This is a genomic window from Pseudomonas sp. GD03858 (assembly GCF_029840925.1).
GTDB lineage: Bacteria > Pseudomonadota > Gammaproteobacteria > Pseudomonadales > Pseudomonadaceae > Aquipseudomonas.
The window spans coordinates 1-1487 of sequence record NZ_JAOCDM010000218.1 but is presented as its reverse complement, the minus strand read 5'-3'; the positions used below and the strand labels follow the sequence as shown (position 1 = coordinate 1487).

Here is a 1487-nt window from a genome sequence, read left to right as displayed (position 1 = left end):
ACGAAAAGGTGACGAAAAGGTGACAGATCTATTTTCCCTACTCTAATTTCTACCCTGTGGGATGAAGGGGTTGTGTAGTCATGCAGGACCAAAAAGACCAAAAAGGTGACCAAAAAGGTGACGACCAAAAAGGTGACAGATCTATTTTCCCTGCTCTAATTTCTACCCTGTGGGGTGAAGGGGTTGTGTAGTCATGCAGAGTGGGCTGAGATTAGAGTGGAGAAAATAAATCTGTCCCCCTTTTTGCTCAGGAGTGCTCTTAAATGAAGTTGAATATTACGTTTCCTGAGAATTTGATTACGAATGAATTGCTCGGTCAAAAACTAATTCCTTGCGTTTGCAAGATATCAAAGGAGTTTGAGGTTTCATTCTCAGAGACTGTCCCTGAATCATCAGGCCTGGTGTCAGATTGGGATCGTAAAGAGCTGGAATTGAGGGCCCTTGCAGGGGGAGGGGGGCGATACACTCATCACGCTAACAGCCTAATTACACTGGAGAAAATTAGCGAGAGCAGTTACAAGATCATCGATCTTGAGATGTTTTATAGAAGCTATGGTTGGTGTGCTGTTATACGGGGTGGCGAGTATGCGCCTCCAGGGGATTTTTGGGATGAGGAGTGAAAGGGACCGAAAAGGGGACGGATTTATTTTTCCTGACGGGTAACAATCGGTTTGTGGATGAGGTCGAACTAATTACAGGGAAACGCATCGAGCGAAGGAAGCAGGGTCGACCGAGATTAGAGTAGGAGAAATAAATCTGTCCCCTTTTTGTATAGGCCTCAGTTTAGTGGGCCCTCCAGTCCAATTTACGATGTCAATACTGTATATTTGAATCCGCAGGGCCAGAAGGTGGTATTTAATCCTTCTACGAATACATGGATGCCAAAATGACTACGTCAGGCGAGTTTCTTATAGATTGGTATGCTCCCATTACTCCAGGGTTATCCCTTGCAGGGATTCCGCTAGGTATCGATTTAGCCACATTGGAGACTGTGCTAGCGAATTACTTGCTTGAGAAAAATGGTTCGCTCTATAGATTTATTGGTTCGCCAGACCTGCAAATGCATAGGCATGGGTTTGATCAGTGCGGGGATTGCGGGTTTTCTTTCTCGGTTTTTGATGACGCCGTAATTAATGACTTGCTAAAAGGCATTCCTGCTCTATCCCTTTCGATAAGGGATGGAAGGCTCTATGCTGTTAAAGTTTATAGTTTTAGCTTTCCTGGTGACCCAGCAGAAAAACTTATTTATAGGGGGTGTTTGCCAGGTGGCATAACATTGGGAAATCCTGTTTCGGATATCTTGCCGCTCACCTGTTTGGAGTTTGATGAGGCTGAGGAATGGTTCTATACTGACACTAACTATGGTGTTGTCGAGATAACTGGATGGGGAGTTCCTATCTCAGATGAGTCTAGGCAAATTATTACGGCGATATGTGTGACTTCTGGTTCGTAAATCTTATATAAAACCCCAGCCAATGAGCTGGACC

Annotated in this window: 2 protein-coding genes and 1 pseudogene; all 3 read left to right on the top strand. The window is 44.6% G+C overall.

Annotation, left to right across the window (positions count from 1 at the left end; all coding sequences use genetic code 11):
* The first annotated feature begins 263 nt into the window (after nucleotides 1-263).
* The 3 genes and pseudogenes from N5D48_RS26105 (at nucleotide 264) to N5D48_RS26095 (ending at nucleotide 1453) form a co-directional block, all read left to right on the top strand.
* Nucleotides 264-620 carry a hypothetical protein gene (locus N5D48_RS26105; protein ID WP_279889022.1) on the top strand — a complete coding sequence of 119 codons (357 nt, stop codon included), beginning with the start codon at nucleotides 264-266 and terminating at the stop codon, nucleotides 618-620.
* 32 nt (nucleotides 621-652) lie between these two features.
* Nucleotides 653-745 (top strand): annotated as a pseudogene (locus tag N5D48_RS26100) (transposase); the annotation flags it as partial.
* A gap of 141 nt (nucleotides 746-886) precedes the next feature.
* Nucleotides 887-1453 (top strand): hypothetical protein, encoded by a 567-nt coding sequence (locus N5D48_RS26095; RefSeq protein ID WP_279889021.1) that lies wholly within the window; start codon nucleotides 887-889, stop codon nucleotides 1451-1453.
* Nucleotides 1454-1487: the final 34 nt, after the last annotated feature.

Excerpts from the sequence above, each read along its gene's own strand:
- N5D48_RS26105 (WP_279889022.1), top strand. The coding sequence starts at position 264 with ATGAAGTTGAATATTACGTTTCCTGAGAATTTGATTACGAATGAATTG.
- N5D48_RS26095 (WP_279889021.1), top strand. The coding sequence starts at position 887 with ATGACTACGTCAGGCGAGTTTCTTATAGATTGGTATGCTCCCATTACT.